The organism is Salinicola sp. MIT1003, assembly GCF_001858555.1.
GTDB classification, from domain to species: Bacteria; Pseudomonadota; Gammaproteobacteria; order Pseudomonadales; family Halomonadaceae; genus Salinicola; species Salinicola salarius.
The window spans coordinates 57,483-71,041 of sequence record NZ_MCAP01000010.1 but is presented as its reverse complement, the minus strand read 5'-3'; the positions used below and the strand labels follow the sequence as shown (position 1 = coordinate 71,041).

Here is a 13,559-nt window from a genome sequence, read left to right as displayed (position 1 = left end):
CTGTCTCGGGTCGCTCAGGGCTATTTGTCAGATCGCTCAAGGCTGTCTCGGGTCGTTCAGGGCTATTTGTCAGATCGCTCAGGCTGTTCAGTCGTCTCGGGATTCATGCGGTGCCGGCCCCGCATGCGTACCGCCATGCGAATTCTCGGACAGCGGCGCCGATGCCAGCGGAAACTGCGCCTGGGGCAAGGTGGCGGCGCAGATCTCTTCGATGGCGTGGTTCACATCGGCGCGGGCCGCTTCGGGAACATGAGGATCGCGCTGCCCGAAATAGCGGCGGGCGTTGTCGATATCCCGATGAATCTGGGTAACCAGCGCGCCGAAGTCGTCGAATTTGGTTTCGCCGCGCAGCCGGGCGCAGGGCACGACGGTCAGGGTCTGGCCGTACAGCTCGACCTCGCGATCCAGCAGATGTACCTCGAGGATCGGCCGGTCGGCACCCACCGTCGGGCGCCAACCGATGTTGGCGACGCCGGCGACCCACTCACCGCTCGGCAAGCGCGTGGCACAAGCGAACACGCCGCGCAGCGCCATGGGTCGTCGGGTCAACGGAATGTTGGCAGTGGGCACGCCGATGGTGCGTCCCAGCTGGCGATCACGGACGACTCGCCCCTGATAGCCGTAGGGCCGGCCCAGCATGCGTGCGGCCTGGAAGAAGTTGCCGCTGGCCAGCAGCGTCCGTACCCGCGTGCTCGAAACGCGCTCGTCGTCGAGAGCGAAGGTCCGCGTGTGCTCGACGGCAAAGCCCCGTTCGCGTCCCACCGCCTGCAGCAGCGCGAAATCCCCGGCGCGGTCGCAGCCGAAGCGGAAATCGTCGCCGACGACCAGGTGCCTGACCTGCAGGCCTTCGATCAACACCCGTTCGACGAACTGCTGCGCGGTCAGACTGCGCAGCGCATCGTTGAACGGCAGGCACAGGATCCGATCGGCGCCGTGGGCCTTGAGCAACGCGACCTTGTCGCGCAGCCGTGTCAGCCGCGGCGGTGCCTGATCGCCGGCGAAATATTCGCGTGGCTGCGGCTCGAAGATCACCACCGTGACCGGCAGCCTCTGTGCCCGGGACAGCGTCTGCAACTGCTCGAGAATGGCCTGGTGGCCCAGATGCACCCCATCGAAGTTGCCGATGGTCGCCACACAGCCACGCGCGGCCGCACCTTGCGCGGCATCGTTGGCGGACGGCAAATTGTGCAAGCCTCGGATCAGTTCCATGGGGTCTGTTCCCGTTTCAGCGCGAACCGCATTTCTGCATAAAAGGGCGTCATTATAACCAAAGGGCTTGCCCCGTAATCAAAAGCGGCCTGGACCTCTCAGCCCTGCAGGCGAAAGTCTCTCAACCGGACGCCGCTGAGTGCCAGCCAGCCAAAATAGAGGGCGGCGCCACCGACCACCAGCGCGGCCAGCACCCCGGCCCGGTGCAGCGCGCCCCAGGTGACCCAGGCATGCCAGTCCGGCGAGCACCACCACAAGCCCACGCCCATCACCAGACAACCGCCGACGACCTGCACGGCATAGCGGCCCCAGCCGGGCTGGAAGCGCAGCACGCCCTGCCGGCGCAGCCCCAGGCCCAGCAACCCCGCGTTGAGAAACGCCGACAGTGCGGTGGCCAGCGCCAGGCCGGCGTGAGCCAGCGGCACGATGAGCGCCAGGTTCATGGCCATGTTGGCGAACATCGCCACGATGCCGATCTTGACCGGCGTCTTGGTGTCCTGGCGCGCGAAGTAGCCCGGCGCCAGCACCTTGATCAGCATGAACGCCAACAGCCCCAGTGCATAGGCCCTCAGGCTGCGCGCGGCCATGATCACGTCGTGGTCGGTCATCGCCCCGTAGTGAAACAGGCTGACCAGTAGCGGCTCGGCCAGCAGGATCAACGCCAGCGCTGCCGGCAGCCCGATCAGCAGCACCATGCGCAGCGCCCAGTCCAGCATGCGCGCGAAGTGATCCCGGGACTGGTCCGCATGGCGCTTGGAGAGCGCCGGCAGGATCACAGTGGCAATCGCGATCCCGAACACGCCCAGCGGCAGCTCCACCAGGCGATCGGAATAGTAGAGCCAGGAGACGCTGCCCGAGACCAGAAACGAGGCCAGCACCGTATCCAGCAACAGATTGATCTGCGAGACCGACACCCCGAACAGCGCCGGGGCCATCAGGCGCAGAATGCGCCGGACGCCAGGGTGCCTGAACCGTGCCTTCGGACGCGGCATCAGTCCCAGACGGGCCAGGAACGGCAGCTGAAACAGCAGCTGCGCCGCACCGGCAATCAGGACGCCCCAGGCCAGTCCCAGCGCCGGGTCGCTCATCAACGGGGTCAGCCACAGCGCGGCGCCGATCAGGCAGACATTGAGCAGCACTGGCGTGAAGGCGGGTATCGCGAACCGCTCCCAGGTGTTGAGCACGCTGCCGGCGAACGCCGTCAACGAGATCAGCAACAGGTACGGAAAGGTCAGCCGCAGCATCTCCGCCGTCAGCGCCAGCTTGCCGGGGTCGGCCTGGAAGCCCGGCGCGAACAGCCACACGAGCCACGGCGCGGCAGCGATGGCCAGCGCGGTGATCAGCGCCAGCACGACGCTGAGACTGCCGGAGACCGCGTCGAGCAGCTCGCGAACTTCCGCGCGCGTACGCTGCGTGGCGTATTCCGACAGCACCGGCACGAACGCCTGGTTGAATGCCCCTTCGGCGAACAGCCGTCGCATGAAGTTGGGGATCTTGAACGCCACGAAGAACGCATCGGCACCGCTGCCGGCACCCAGCAACGCGGCGATCACGACGTCCCGCGCCAGACCGAGCACACGCGACAGCAGCGTCATCGTGCTGACCACCATGCCGGAACGCAGCAGCCCGCGACGCGCGACCGGGGTAGCCGTCTCCGCGGCCGCCACGTCTGCCGGCGTATCGTCTGGCGTCTTATCCACAGGGCCGTGCTGTTCGTTCATGACGCGCCGTCACTCGCTCCAAGGGATTCGCATGCTTCGCCGCCCATACGGCGACCTCGATGCGATGTTCTCGATACGAGGGCCACGGAAAGGGCCACGGAAGGCAGCCACAAAAAAACCGGCCGAAGCCGGTTTTTCATCAAGCGCGTCCGGCTCAGGCAGCCAGCGCCTTAATTCGCTTGTTCAAGCGGCTCTTGATGCGTGCAGCCTTCTTCTTGGACATGGCGTCCTTGTCGGCGATGCGATCGATGACCGGCTGAGCGGCCTTGAATTCGCTGTTCGCCTGCGCCTGATCGCCAGCCTGGATGGCCTTGATCACACGCTTGATGTAGGTACGAACCATGGAACGCTGACTAGCGTTGAGCTTGCGGCGGTCTTCCGCCTGACGTGCGCGCTTGCGCGCCTGCTTGGTATTCGCCACCGTCGACTCCTTGGAGATGTTGACAGTCAATTCTGTAAGTTAAATCACCCAGGCCAGCCTCGAAACCGCTTCAGGCAACCCTGAATGATTCGGCCGAATGTTCAATGACGCCCGAATTCATCATGCTTCGGGAGCCACTTCGACTGCCATTTTCGCAGTCTTCAACGGGCCATGTCTGAGAGGATGCGGGATTCTATCACAAGGCCCAAGCACGATACCAGCGCCAACTGGCGCGGCCTGCCGCCCTCAGATCACCACCAGATTGTCCCGATGGATCAGCTCCGGCGCTTCCATGTAGCCGAGAATGTCGGCGATGCGCTGACTGGGCTGCCCCAGCAGCCGGGCCGCGTCGACGCTTGAATAGTTGATCAGCCCCTTGGCAACGCGCCCGCCCTGCTCGTCGACGCAGACCACCATGTCGCCGCGCCGAAAGGTGCCCTGCACCTGCTTGACGCCCACCGGCAGCAGGCTCGACCCCTGGGAACGCAGGACGTTGACCGCGCCGTCATCCAGCGTCAGCGTGCCACGCACCTGCAGTTGACCGGCGAGCCAGCGCTTGCGTGCCGCCAGCGGTGCATGATCGGGATGCAGCAGCGTTCCCAGCGACTCGCCCTCGAGCAGCCGGGTCAGCACCGCCGGCTGGCGCCCGCTGGCGATCGCGGTGACCGCGCCGGAACGTGCCGCCAGCCGGGCGGCGCGCAGCTTGGTCGCCATGCCGCCGCGACCCAGCACGCCACCTCCGCCGGCAACGGCATCCAGCTCGGGATCGTCGGCCTGGCCTTCGCTGATCAGCCGGGCGTCGGGATCGTGACGCGGGTCGGCATCGAACAGACCTTCCTGATCGGTCAGGATCAGCAGCGCATCGGCCTCGAGCAGGTTGGCGACCAGCGCCCCCAGGGTGTCGTTGTCGCCGAAGCGGATCTCGTCGGTGACCACGGTATCGTTCTCGTTGATCACCGGGACCACATCGAGCTGAACCAAGGTGCGTAGCGCGGAACGCGCGTTCAGGTAGCGCTTGCGATTGGAGAGATCGTCGTGGGTCAGCAACACCTGGGCGCTGCGCAAGCCGTGGCGGGCAAAATGCGTTTCGTAACACTGGGAGAGCCCGCTCTGCCCCACGGCGGCGGCCGCCTGAAGCTCGTGCACGGCGGTCGGGCGCGTATGCCAGCCCAGGCGCACCATGCCCTCGGCAATAGAGCCGGACGACACCAGCACGACTTCCACACCCCGGCGGTGCAGCTCGGCCATCTGATCGACCCAGCCGCCGATCGCCGCCGCGTCGAGGCCACGGCCATCGTTGGTCAGCAGGGCGCTGCCGATCTTGACCACGACACGCTTCGCGCCCTCGAGTACGCCGCGCCCTGCTCGCTCTTCCGTCGCCATCTCATTCTCCGCCCGACTGCCCGCCTGTCATGACCCGAATCACGGTTACCCTCAACGAACGTATTCCACCTCGACGTCGTGATCGTCGTCGTCATCGTCGAACTCCTCGACGGCTTCACCACGCTTGACGCGCAGGCGGGTCTGGTGCGCCTCCACCCGCGCCACCGACTCGGCCTCCATGCGCCGTCGCATCTCGCGCTCGCGCTCGGCGGCCTCCTCGTCGTCGTTCTCCAGCTGGCGCTGCTCGGTCAGCCAGCGATGCGCGGCCTGCACCAGCTCCCCGGTGCCGTCGCTGGAGATCGCCGAAATCCGGAATACTGGACCCTGCCAGCCGAGCCGGGAGACGATGTCCGCCACGCGCGCCTCGCGATCTTCCGCCGGCAGCAGGTCGAGCTTGTTGATCACCAGCCAGCGCGGCAACTCCGCCAGCGTCTGCGAGAACTGCTCCAGTTCCCGGGCGATCGCCTCGACCGCCGCGACCGGATCGGACTCGTCGAACGGCGCCGCATCGACCACGTGCAGCAGCAGCCGCGTGCGCGTCAGGTGCTTGAGAAAGCGCAGTCCCAGTCCGGCGCCATCGGAGGCCCCTTCGATCAGCCCGGGCACGTCTGCCATCACGAAGTGCTCGTGAGTACCGAGCTTGACCACGCCCAGGTTGGGCACCAGCGTGGTGAACGGATAGTTGGCCACTTTCGGCTTGGCGGCGGAGACCGCCCGGATCAGCGTCGACTTGCCGGCATTGGGCAGCCCCAGCAAGCCGACATCGGCCATCACCTTCATTTCCAGGCGCAGCTTGCGCCGTTCGCCTTCGGTGCCCGGCGTGGTTCGTCGCGGCGCGCGGTTGGTCGAGGACTTGAAGTGGATATTGCCGAGCCCCCGGCGCCCACCCTGTGCCACCAGCACCACCTGACCTTCCGCCGTGACATCGGCGATCACCTCGAGGGTATCCTCGTCGATCACCGTCGTGCCCACCGGCACCTTGACGTGCAGGTCGTCGCCGGCCTTGCCGCTCATCTGACGCCCCTGCCCCTGCTGACCGCTCTGCGCCTTGTAGAAGCGCTGGAACTTGAAGTCGATCAATGTGTTCAGCGACTCGTCGCCGATCAGATAGACATTGCCGCCGTGGCCGCCATCGCCACCGTCAGGGCCACCCTTGGGCACGAACTTTTCACGCCGGAAGCTGAGACAGCCATTGCCGCCTCTGCCGGCTTCGACGGTGATCGAGGTTTCATCGACGAACTGCATGTCACTCTCCCGGCGGCAGGTGCCGCACGCGTGGATGCTGCAAGAATAATACGGCAAAAACAAAAAAGCCCCGCCTGGGCGGGGCTTTTCATACAAGGTTCGTGACGTCTCAGGCGGAGACCACGCTCACGAACTTGCGGTTTCTCGGGCCTTTCTGCTCGAACTTGATGACGCCGTCATTCAGAGCGAACAGCGTGTGGTCCTTGCCGATACCCACACCGGTTCCCGCATGGAACTTGGTGCCGCGCTGGCGAACGATGATGTTACCGGCCGTAGCCTTCTGTCCACCGTACAGCTTGACACCCAGGCGTTTGGATTCGGAATCGCGACCGTTACGCGTACTACCGGCGGCCTTCTTATGAGCCATGGCGAATACCTCTTTCTGGGGGAATGTTCCGCTTAAGCGGAGATTCCAGTGATCTTGACTTCAGTGAACCACTGACGGTGGCCCTGACGCTTCATGTGATGCTTGCGACGACGGAACTTGATGATCTGCACCTTGTCGCCACGACCGTGCGAAACGATCTCGGCAGACACCTTGGCGCCGCCGACCAGCGGAGCGCCGACCTTGATGTCGTCGCCGTCGGCAACCAGCAGAACCTGGTCGAATTCCAGGGTTTCACCGGTCGGCACTTCCAGCTTCTCGAGCTTCAGTGTCTGACCTTCCTGCACGCGGTACTGCTTACCGCCACTCTTGATAACAGCGTACATAAGATTCTCCAAACACTCATCGGGGTTGGCGCTCTTTCATCGACCTGCGGCGAGTGGTGCCCCTTCCGGCAACCATCTGACAGGGAGCATGATGAGTTGGGCGGCGGATTATAACGGCTCACGCCATGCCAGGCAACCTTCTTGCGCGCCCGGCCCGCGCGCGTTCCGGCGGATGGGCAACCGCCGAGCGCCACGTCGGTTGACGCACCTGAGGGGGCCACCTAGCATACCCCCACACGTCGTCTCCCGGCCCGAGAAGCCGAACGACCCCACCCGATTCATTGACAAGCCGACCATGCAATCCAACGCTGCATCCATCCATGCATCGGTGGCTGAGGACTTCGCCGCCGTCAATCGTACGATCCTCGATCAACTGGCGTCGCGAATTCCACTGGTCGAAACCATCGGCCAGTACATCATCGAAAGCGGTGGCAAGCGTCTGCGCCCGCTGCTGGTGCTGCTGGCGGCGCGGGCGCTGGGCTATCCCAGAGACGAGAGCGTCCCCGGCGACAAGCACATCATCCTGGCGACGCTGATCGAGTTCATGCACACCTCCACGCTGCTGCATGACGATGTCGTCGATGAGTCGAGCCGGCGCCGCGGCAAGGCCACCGCCAACGACACTTGGGGCAACGCCCCTTCGGTACTGGTCGGCGACTTCCTCTACTCGCGCTCGTTCCAGATGATGGTCGAGGTCGGCTCGATGCGGATCATGCAGGTGCTATCAGGCGCTACCTGCATCATTGCCGAGGGCGAAGTCCAGCAGTTGACCAACATCGGCAACGCCGATATCGAAGAGTCGGACTACTTCGACACCATCCAGGGCAAGACCGCGATGCTGTTCGAAGCAGCCTCTCATAGCGGCGCCATCCTCGCCGGCGCCGACGCCGAGCAGGAACAGGCGCTGCAGCTCTACGGCCGCTACCTGGGGCTCGCCTTCCAACTGATCGACGACCTGCTCGATTACCAGGGCGACGCCGAGACCATGGGCAAGAACGTGGGAGACGATCTTGCCGAAGGCAAACCGACGCTGCCGCTGATCCATGCGATGCGCACGGGCTCGCCCGAACAGGCCGCGCTGATCCGGCAGGCGATTACCGATGGCGGCCTGGAACGCCTGGACGAGGTGCTCGCCATCGTGCGTGAAACGGGCGCCCTCGAATATACCCAGCAGCGTGCCGAAGAGATGGCGAGCCTGGCCCGTGCTCAGCTCGAAATCCTCGCGCCCAGCCCCTATCGCGACAGCATGGAAGCGCTGACACGAGTGGCCGTCGAACGCGACGTCTAAAAGGGTGCAAGATCAGGGTTGCACCGCGCCTTCGGATGAGTATAATTCACCCCCGTCGAGCTAGCCTGAGTGGCAACGGCCCGGCAAGGACATCGGAATATAGCTCAGCTTGGTAGAGCGCTGCCTTCGGGAGGCAGAGGTCGTAGGTTCGAATCCTGCTATTCCGACCAAGAATTTCGAAACGCCCGTTCAGGCCCTGCCTGACGGGCGTTTTGCATTTCAGGGATCATGGCGTGGCAGGGTTTACGTGGCGGGGGCTCATACCGGCCACTTCCCTCATCAACCGGTCAACCGGCCACACCTATGATTAATGGCAGCCAGCCGTGAAATCTCTAGAGTAAAAGGCAGCGGTACTCGTTTCGGCCGTCTCCACTCGTCTTGGCAAGCGCTTGCCGGAGTCCCCCTCGAAAAGCCTCCCGAGAGCTGCCCTTCAGGAGAACCCATCATGTCCCTATGGCTTCGCCTCACTTCCAGTGCGGCACTCTGCTGCGCCTTCGCCGTGGCGGCTCATGCACAGACGCAGGATGAAGAGACGCCACCGCCGCCGTGGTCGGCGAAGGCCATCGAGGCTTCCCGGGCCCAATGCCGGGCCAACATCACCGCCAGCGGCATCGAAGGCCCCAAGGTCGAACGCTATTGCGAGTGCGTGACGGAAGCGCTGCAGGCACGCTTCAGCGAGGCCGAGGTGCGCAAGATGCAGCGAGAGTACGATCCGAGCGACGAGAACGACAGCCGACCGCCCGAGCTCGACAAGACGCTCGATCAGTGTTCGGCGGTCCTGGAGTCGCAATAGGCCCGGCCTGCAGCGGCCCTGCATCCATACACGCCAGGCATGCGTAGATGTCGGACGGGCGCCACTTTCTACCGACACGGACTACCGGGCACAGCGAAGCGAACCTCCCGGCGGCGACGAGGCGGACTCGGACAGGGTAATGTAGGATTTACGCACGCTTACCGAAACATCGCGTTCATGCGCGAGTTCGTAGCGCCGCCTCACCGCCGGGACAGGGATGTCCGGGCCGATACCGCCCGTATCGACGCGCACCGCAACATGGCGACAGCAGGGAAGTGACCATGACCGCTCACACCGCAGAAAAGACCCCGCCCCCGGACGAGGAGCTGGCGTTGCTCAAGGAGACGCTGCAGCGGCGTCTCGAACAACTCCTGCCCGCCGGCAGTCAACGCGATCTCGTCAGCGCCGCGATGCGCGAGGGTACGCTGACGCCGGGAAAGCGCATCCGGCCGCTACTGCTGATTCTCACCGCCCGCGACCTGGGCTGCGATGCGCATCACCCGGGCCTGCTCGACCTGGCCTGCGCGGTGGAGATGATTCATGCCGCCTCGTTGATGCTCGACGACATCCCCTGCATGGACAACGCCATGCTGCGACGCGGCCGGCCGACGATCCATCGCCAGTTCGGCGAGCATGTCGCCATTCTCGCCGCCGTGGCGCTGCTCAGTAACGCCTTCGGCGTCGTGGCCTCGGTCGAGGGGCTTTCGAGCGAATCGCGCAACCAGGCGGTTTCCGAGCTCTCCGCTGCCGTGGGCCTGCAGGGACTGGTTCAAGGCCAGTTCCTCGACCTGCAAGAGGGCAACCTTCCCCGCGGGGCAGACGACATCGTCGCCACCAACGAACTCAAGACCAGCATGCTGTTCGGCGCCACGCTCCAGTTGGCCGCCATCGCCGCGGATGCCGCCCCCATGGTGCGGCAACGGCTGCGCTGCTTCGCGCAGGATCTGGGCCAGGCGTTCCAACTGCTCGACGATCTGGCCGATGGCCACGACAACACCGGTAAGGACGCCGGCAAGGATCTCGGCAAATCGACGCTCGTGGCGACACTCGGTGCCGAGGCAGTGCGACAGCGCTTGCGCGATCACCTGCACAGCGCCGAAGACCACTTCACTCATGCCTGCGGTCAGCAGGGTTCGACGCGTCGTTTCATGCACGCCTGGTTCGAACGGCAGCTGGCGGATTTCCAGTAGTTCCCGTCCCGCTCTCGCGCCCCGCCAGCGCTGCAGAAGATCGGCAATGCCTTACGGCGTATCCATCAGGGCCATGGAGAATTCATGAAGGACGCGGAACTGCTGCAACGCAAGAACGATCATCTGGATATCGTCCTCGATCCGGAGCGAGCCAGATCCCGAACCCGGGCCGGATTCGAGCGCTTTCGCTTCGAACACTGCGCCCTGCCCGAGCTCGATCTCGATCGCATCGACCTCGGCACCACGCTCTTCGGCAAACCGCTGAAAGCGCCGCTGCTGATCAGTTCCATGACCGGCGGCGCCGAACGCGCGCTGACCATCAACCGCCATCTGGCACAGGCGGCGCAGACCCTGGGCCTGGCGATGGGCGTGGGCTCCCAGCGCATCGCCATCGAGAGCGACGCCAACGTGGGGCTCGATCATGCCCTGCGCGAGATCGCCCCGAACGTTCCGCTGCTGGCCAATCTTGGCGCCGCTCAGCTCAAGGGACGGCGCGGGCGCGACTATGCTCGCCGCGCGGTGGAGATGATCGACGCCGACGCCTTGATCGTTCACCTCAACCCGCTTCAGGAGGCGGTCCAGAATGGTGGTGATCGGGACTGGCGCGGCGTGCTCGACGCCATCGAGCAGATCGCCGGCACGCTGGACGTCCCGCTGATCGCCAAGGAAGTCGGCGCCGGGCTGTCCGTCGGCGTGGCTCGCCGACTGATAGATGCCGGCGTGGCGATGCTCGACGTCGCAGGCGCCGGCGGTACCTCCTGGGCAGCGGTCGAGGGCGAGCGTGCCACGGAACCGCACCAGCGCGCCGTGGCGATGGCGTTCGCGGACTGGGGCATTCCCACCGCCGAGGCCGTTCGCGACATTCGCCGGGCCCTGCCGACGACGCCGCTGATTGCCTCCGGCGGCATCGCCGACGGCATTGATGCGGCCAAGGCGTTGGCGCTGGGCGCCGATCTCGTCGGCCAGGCGGCCGCGACACTTGCCGGCGCCACCGATTCCAGCGAGGCCGTCATTCGTCACTTCCGCATCGTCATCGATCAGTTGCGCATCGCCAGCTTCTGCACCGGCAGTGCCGATCTCGCCGCGCTCAAGCGCGCGCCGCTTCTCGAGCGGGAGGGGCGGGATTGAGTCACTACGCCGTCATCGCGCCCGCCCTCTATAGCCATTTCCAGGCGCTGCAGGCGCTGGCGGGCGTGTTGATCGATCGCGGCCATCGCGTCACCTTCATCCACCAGCAGGAAGCCCGCACGCTCGTCTGTGATGCTCGCATCGACTTCGAGCCGGTCGGCTTGCACACGCATCCCGCCGGCAGCCTGGCGCGCAGTCATCGGTTGGCCGCCAATCCGACCGGGGTGAGTTCTTCCGGGCTTTCGATCCGCCGCCTCATCGCCGACATGGCCGCGACGACCGACATGCTCTGCCGGGAGCTGCCGGACGCGCTCGAACGCCTCGGCGTGGACGGGATCATCGCCGATCAGATGGAGGCGGCCGGCGGCCTCGTCGCCGAGGCGATGTCGCTGCCGTTCGTGTCGGTGGCCTGTGCGTTGCCGATCAATCGCGAGCCGGCGCTGCCGCTGCCGGTGATGCCGTTTTGCTACGCCACCGACGAGCGCGCCCGGAAAATGTACGCGACCAGCGAGGCGATCTACGACCGATTGATGTGCCCCCACGCTCGCGTGATCGCGCATCATGCAAGCACCTTCGGCCTGTCGCATCGCACCGGGCTGCATGAATGTCTGTCGCCACTGGCCCAGATCAGTCAGACACCGGCAACGCTGGACTTCCCCCGCTACCGGCTGCCGACAAACTTCCATGCCGTCGGCCCGCTGCGCCGGACGAAAGGCGATACGGAAGCAACACGAGACGCCTGGCCGATCGACCCCGAACGCCCGTTCGTCTTTGCCTCGCTGGGTACGCTGCAAGGTCACCGCTACGGCCTGTTCAAAACCATCGCCCGCGCCTGCCGCCGTCTCGACGTCCAGTTGGCGATCGCGCACTGCGGCGGTTTGCCTCCTGCCCGGGCGGAGGCGCTGAAAGCCCACGGTGCCACCTTCGTCACCGATTTTGCCGATCAGCGCGCGACGCTGCGCCAGGCCCAGGCGGTGATCACCCACGGCGGCCTGAATACCGTCGTCGATGCAATCGCGACCTCGACCCCGATGCTCGTCATGCCGATCGCCTTCGATCAGCCCGGCGTCGCCGCCAGGCTGGCCTGGCACGGGCTGGGTCAACGGATTTCCCGCCGGAGCGGCAGTGGCCGTCTGGCGCGAGCGCTCGAGGCGCTGCTGACGGATGACGCCTGCCGTCAGCGCCTTACCGACGCGGCCATTTCGCTGCGGTCGGCCGACGGCGCCGAACGGGCGGCCGACATCGTCGAGCTGGCGCTCGGACCGGTACCGATGAAGGTAGCGTCATGAGTCGACCATGGGATCTCATTCTGGTGGGGGCTGGGCTTGCCAACGGCCTGATCGCATGGCGGCTGAAGCAGCGCCAGCCGGACCTCGCGATTCTGATGCTGGAAGCGGGGTCACACGCCGGCGGCAATCACACCTGGTCGTTTCACGGCACCGACCTCACGTCAGTTCAGCGTGATTGGCTCGCCCCGCTGGTGGCGCACCGCTGGTCCGGTTACGACGTGCGCTTCCCCGAGCTCACGCGAACGCTCCCCGGCGATTATCTCAGCATCACGTCGGAACGCTTCGCCGCGGCGCTGACGGACACCCTCGGCGACGATCTGCGCACCCACGCCCCGGTCGACGACGTCTCGCCGTGCAGCGTCACGCTTGCCGACGGGGAGCGACTCGAGGCGCACGCCGTGATCGACGGCCGCGGCTATCGCCCTTCACCGCATCTGACCATCGGTTTCCAGGCCTTCGTCGGCCAGCAGTGGCGGCTCGCCACGCCGCATGGTCTCGTCAGACCGACCCTGATGGATGCCACCGTCGACCAGCAGGGCGGCTATCGCTTCGTCTATACGCTGCCGCTGTCGCCGACCGAACTCCTGATCGAGGACACCCACTACGTCGATAGCGCCGGCCTCGATGCCGATCGCGCCCGCGCCAATCTCGTGCGCTACGCCGAGGCTCGGGGCTGGCAACGGCAGGCGCTGGTGCGGGAGGAGCAAGGCAGCCTGCCGATCACGCTGGCCGGCGACTTCGAGGCTTTCCGGGCGCCGCTGGCGAACCAGCCGGCCAGCGGCCTGCGTGCCGGGCTGTTTCATGCCACCACCGGTTATTCGCTGCCGACGGCCGCGGCGCTGGCGGATCGCATCGCCGAGCGCATGCCGCTCGGGGCACCAGCGCTGTCCGCGCTGATTCATCGCTTCGCCGCAACGCATTGGCGTCAGCAGCGCTTCTTTCGCATGCTCAATCGCATGCTGTTCCTCGCCGGCCGGCCCGACGAGCGCTTTCGCGTCATGCAGCGTTTCTACGGGCTCGACGCCGGGTTGATCGCGCGCTTCTACGCCGGCCAGTTGAAGCGTGCCGACAAGCTGCGAATTCTCGTTGGCAAACCGCCCGTCCCGGTCGTCGAAGCGGCCCGGGCGGTGCTGAAACGGACGCCGCGCCTGGATGATTTTCGATGATTCGGCCAAGGGCTT

Annotated in this window: 13 protein-coding genes and 1 tRNA gene; 7 read left to right on the top strand and 7 right to left on the bottom strand. The window is 65.7% G+C overall.

Annotated elements, in window-relative coordinates; genetic code table 11:
• Positions 1–87: 87 nt before the first annotated feature.
• The 7 genes from ribF to rplU form a co-directional block, all read right to left on the bottom strand.
• A complete protein-coding gene (gene ribF, locus BC443_RS05065) occupies positions 88–1,209 on the bottom strand; it encodes a bifunctional riboflavin kinase/FAD synthetase (protein ID WP_071230758.1) in 1,122 nt (373 codons plus the stop codon).
• Between the two features lie 98 nt (positions 1,210–1,307).
• Positions 1,308–2,930, bottom strand: coding sequence for a murein biosynthesis integral membrane protein MurJ (murJ, locus tag BC443_RS05060; RefSeq protein ID WP_083387223.1), 1,623 nt, complete (start codon positions 2,928–2,930; stop codon positions 1,308–1,310).
• A gap of 154 nt (positions 2,931–3,084) precedes the next feature.
• Entirely contained in the window at positions 3,085–3,351 is a 267-nt protein-coding gene (gene rpsT, locus BC443_RS05055; RefSeq protein ID WP_071230757.1) for a 30S ribosomal protein S20, read from the bottom strand.
• Positions 3,352–3,597: 246 nt separating this feature from the next.
• Positions 3,598–4,734 carry a glutamate 5-kinase gene (proB, locus tag BC443_RS05050; protein ID WP_071230756.1) on the bottom strand — a complete coding sequence of 379 codons (1,137 nt, stop codon included), beginning with the start codon at positions 4,732–4,734 and terminating at the stop codon, positions 3,598–3,600.
• A 51-nt stretch (positions 4,735–4,785) separates the two neighbouring features.
• Positions 4,786–5,979 (bottom strand): GTPase ObgE, encoded by a 1,194-nt coding sequence (gene obgE / locus BC443_RS05045; protein WP_071230755.1) that lies wholly within the window; start codon positions 5,977–5,979, stop codon positions 4,786–4,788.
• A gap of 109 nt (positions 5,980–6,088) precedes the next feature.
• Positions 6,089–6,346, bottom strand: a complete 258-nt coding sequence (gene rpmA / locus BC443_RS05040; protein ID WP_071230754.1) for a 50S ribosomal protein L27 — start codon at positions 6,344–6,346, stop codon at positions 6,089–6,091.
• A gap of 32 nt (positions 6,347–6,378) precedes the next feature.
• Positions 6,379–6,690: a 50S ribosomal protein L21 gene (gene rplU / locus BC443_RS05035; protein ID WP_071230753.1), complete on the bottom strand. Its 312-nt coding sequence runs from the start codon at positions 6,688–6,690 to the stop codon at positions 6,379–6,381.
• 295 nt (positions 6,691–6,985) lie between these two features.
• Here rplU and ispB point away from each other — a divergent pair, with 295 nt between their 5' ends.
• The 7 genes from ispB (at position 6,986) to crtY (ending at position 13,544) form a co-directional block, all read left to right on the top strand.
• On the top strand, positions 6,986–7,978 hold the full coding sequence (ispB, locus tag BC443_RS05030; protein ID WP_071230752.1) for an octaprenyl diphosphate synthase: 993 nt from the start codon (positions 6,986–6,988) through the stop codon (positions 7,976–7,978).
• 93 nt (positions 7,979–8,071) lie between these two features.
• Positions 8,072–8,148 (top strand) — tRNA-Pro (locus BC443_RS05025).
• Between the two features lie 275 nt (positions 8,149–8,423).
• Complete coding sequence (locus BC443_RS05020) at positions 8,424–8,771, top strand: hypothetical protein (protein WP_071230751.1); 348 nt, start codon at positions 8,424–8,426, stop codon at positions 8,769–8,771.
• A gap of 281 nt (positions 8,772–9,052) precedes the next feature.
• Positions 9,053–9,961, top strand: coding sequence for a polyprenyl synthetase family protein (locus BC443_RS05015; protein ID WP_071230750.1), 909 nt, complete (start codon positions 9,053–9,055; stop codon positions 9,959–9,961).
• Between the two features lie 84 nt (positions 9,962–10,045).
• Positions 10,046–11,089, top strand: a complete 1,044-nt coding sequence (gene fni / locus BC443_RS05010) for a type 2 isopentenyl-diphosphate Delta-isomerase (protein ID WP_071230749.1) — start codon at positions 10,046–10,048, stop codon at positions 11,087–11,089.
• A complete protein-coding gene (locus tag BC443_RS05005; protein WP_071230748.1) occupies positions 11,086–12,378 on the top strand; it encodes a glycosyltransferase in 1,293 nt (430 codons plus the stop codon). The genes fni and BC443_RS05005 overlap by 4 nt, the downstream gene beginning before the upstream one ends.
• On the top strand, positions 12,375–13,544 hold the full coding sequence (gene crtY, locus BC443_RS05000) for a lycopene beta-cyclase CrtY (protein WP_071230747.1): 1,170 nt from the start codon (positions 12,375–12,377) through the stop codon (positions 13,542–13,544). Before BC443_RS05005 ends, crtY begins: the two co-directional genes overlap by 4 nt.
• The last annotated feature ends 15 nt before the right edge of the window (positions 13,545–13,559 follow it).

What these genes read in the sequence shown, in the direction of transcription:
- ribF (WP_071230758.1), bottom strand. Translation starts at nt 1,209, where the DNA reads ATGGAACTGATCCGAGGCTTGCACAATTTGCCGTCCGCCAACGATGCC.
- murJ (WP_083387223.1), bottom strand. Translation starts at nt 2,930, where the DNA reads ATGAACGAACAGCACGGCCCTGTGGATAAGACGCCAGACGATACGCCG.
- proB (WP_071230756.1), bottom strand. Translation starts at nt 4,734, where the DNA reads ATGGCGACGGAAGAGCGAGCAGGGCGCGGCGTACTCGAGGGCGCGAAG.
- obgE (WP_071230755.1), bottom strand. Translation starts at nt 5,979, where the DNA reads ATGCAGTTCGTCGATGAAACCTCGATCACCGTCGAAGCCGGCAGAGGC.
- rpmA (WP_071230754.1), bottom strand. Translation starts at nt 6,346, where the DNA reads ATGGCTCATAAGAAGGCCGCCGGTAGTACGCGTAACGGTCGCGATTCC.
- rplU (WP_071230753.1), bottom strand. Translation starts at nt 6,690, where the DNA reads ATGTACGCTGTTATCAAGAGTGGCGGTAAGCAGTACCGCGTGCAGGAA.
- ispB (WP_071230752.1), top strand. Translation starts at nt 6,986, where the DNA reads ATGCAATCCAACGCTGCATCCATCCATGCATCGGTGGCTGAGGACTTC.
- BC443_RS05020 (WP_071230751.1), top strand. Translation starts at nt 8,424, where the DNA reads ATGTCCCTATGGCTTCGCCTCACTTCCAGTGCGGCACTCTGCTGCGCC.
- BC443_RS05015 (WP_071230750.1), top strand. Translation starts at nt 9,053, where the DNA reads ATGACCGCTCACACCGCAGAAAAGACCCCGCCCCCGGACGAGGAGCTG.
- fni (WP_071230749.1), top strand. Translation starts at nt 10,046, where the DNA reads ATGAAGGACGCGGAACTGCTGCAACGCAAGAACGATCATCTGGATATC.
- crtY (WP_071230747.1), top strand. Translation starts at nt 12,375, where the DNA reads ATGAGTCGACCATGGGATCTCATTCTGGTGGGGGCTGGGCTTGCCAAC.